The sequence below is a fragment of the Tabrizicola sp. genome (assembly GCF_030694085.1).
In the GTDB taxonomy this organism is placed as follows: domain Bacteria; phylum Pseudomonadota; class Alphaproteobacteria; order Rhodobacterales; family Rhodobacteraceae; genus Tabrizicola.
On sequence record NZ_JAUXZE010000097.1, the window covers coordinates 1 to 1,776 of the forward strand.

Below are 1,776 nucleotides of genomic sequence, written 5' to 3' on the forward strand. Positions count from 1 at the left end.
CAGTGTTCGGAATGACAAATGCGGGTTACTCAGAACTCTTTAAGACACGCAGTGAGATTATCACTACTTTCAAGTCAAGGTGACAACATGATTATAAAAACGATTGATTATCAGGATGGCGATACACAACTCGAAGGCTACCTGGCCTATCACGAAACCGGTAAGCCCAAACCCGCCGTGCTGGTGTCGCACGACTGGAGCGGGCGGCGTGAACTGGCGTGCCAGGGAGCGGAAAGAATCGCCGATATGGGCTATGTGGGCTTTGCCTTGGATATGTACGGCAAAGGCATTTTCGGCGCGGATGGCGATGCGGAAAAGAATGGCGCGTTGATGGCGCCGTTCGCGCAAGATCGTGCCTTATTGCGCCGTAGGATCAACGCCGCACTGCATGCCGTGCGGCAACTGCCGCAAGTTGATGCCACCCGAATTGCCGCAATGGGTTACTGCTTCGGCGGTATGTGCGTGCTGGAATTAGCGCGATCCGGCGCGGATGTGAAAGGTGTCATTAGCATCCACGGCATTTTTGCACCCGGCAATGCGGCCAATGAAGCAATCACCGCACAGGTGCTCTGCCTGCACGGCCACGACGATCCGATGGTGCCACCGGAGCAAGTGCTCGCGTTTGAAACCGAAATGACCCAGGCCAGCGTCGATTGGCAAGTGCACGTCTACGGCGGCACGATGCACGCGTTTACCAATCCGAAAGCCAATAATCCGAGTTTTGGCACGGTATACAAAGAAGTGGCGGCGAATCGGGCATACCGGTCGATTGCGGATTTTTTGGGGGAAGTGTTTGTGTAAAAAACTTTTTAAGCCTTCGGTCTGACCGTCTCGCTCCGTCTCGACTGTCTGCCCGAAGGCAATCTTTTTGAGGCCGACCTCCTCTTGCCTGCTGTTTTCAACCTGGGGCTAGGCGAAACCCGATGAGGTCGTTGCGGTAGCCAGGCTCGATCCCGTCGCGCTGAGCGGAACGCGTGAACCAGCCGAGGAAGCTCCACGAACCGCCACGCAGCACGCGGGATGTACCCTTGTCAGGGCCAAGCGGGTTAGTTATTGCTTGCTTAGGGTATTCTTCCGCATACCAGTCGGCGCACCATTCCCACACATTGCCATGCATTTCAAATAATCCCCAGGGATTCGGCGGCAATGATTTAACCGGAACAGTTCTTTCACGGAACAGGCTTTTCTCGCCGCCGGTATAAGGGGAATTGCCATCATAATTGACTTGCTCGGGCGTGATGTTTTCTCCAAACGAAAACGGTGTCTGGGTGCCAGCACGGCAGGCGTATTCCCATTGCGCTTCGGTTGGAAGATTGGCGTGTAAGTCCGGAAACAGCGTATTTAATTTAGTAATGAATTGTTGCACATCGAGCCAACTGACTTTTTCCACCGGCAGATTCGGATCATCCCGGAAACTGCTGGGATTGTTGCCCATGACCGCTGTCCATAGAGCTTGAGTGCATGCGCTGTCAGCCAGCCAGAAACCATTTGTCAGTGTGACCTCGTGTTGTGTTTCGTCATCGTATCTTTCCGCTTCCGTTTCGGGCGAACCCATTTGGAACCTTCCCGGTATGATCCAGCGAAAGCGCTGGCGGATACCTTGATAATCCAGATCCATGTATAAACCAAACCGATCCTGACCGTTCGCAGTAACAGCAGTAAATCTAGCGGGTTAAAGTCCCGTCCGAGGAGTTGTCCGTGCGCCTCGGTAGCATGAGGAAGCGGCGTCGTGGTAACGCGGGGTCGTAAGTTTCCACGCAGCAAGAGAGCAGGCCG

At 54.3% G+C, this 1,776-nt stretch carries 2 protein-coding genes; one reads left to right on the forward strand and one right to left on the reverse strand.

Annotated features, from left to right (window positions below; all coding sequences use genetic code 11):
* Positions 1 to 87: 87 nt before the first annotated feature.
* The gene (locus tag Q8M85_RS22505; protein WP_305549044.1) at positions 88 to 801 is read left to right on the forward strand and encodes a dienelactone hydrolase family protein; all 714 of its coding nucleotides are present in this window, start codon (positions 88 to 90) and stop codon (positions 799 to 801) included.
* A 97-nt stretch (positions 802 to 898) separates the two neighbouring features.
* Here Q8M85_RS22505 and Q8M85_RS22510 read toward each other — a convergent pair whose 3' ends face one another.
* Positions 899 to 1,618: a formylglycine-generating enzyme family protein gene (locus Q8M85_RS22510; protein WP_305549046.1), complete on the reverse strand. Its 720-nt coding sequence runs from the start codon at positions 1,616 to 1,618 to the stop codon at positions 899 to 901.
* Between the last annotated feature and the right edge of the window lie 158 nt (positions 1,619 to 1,776).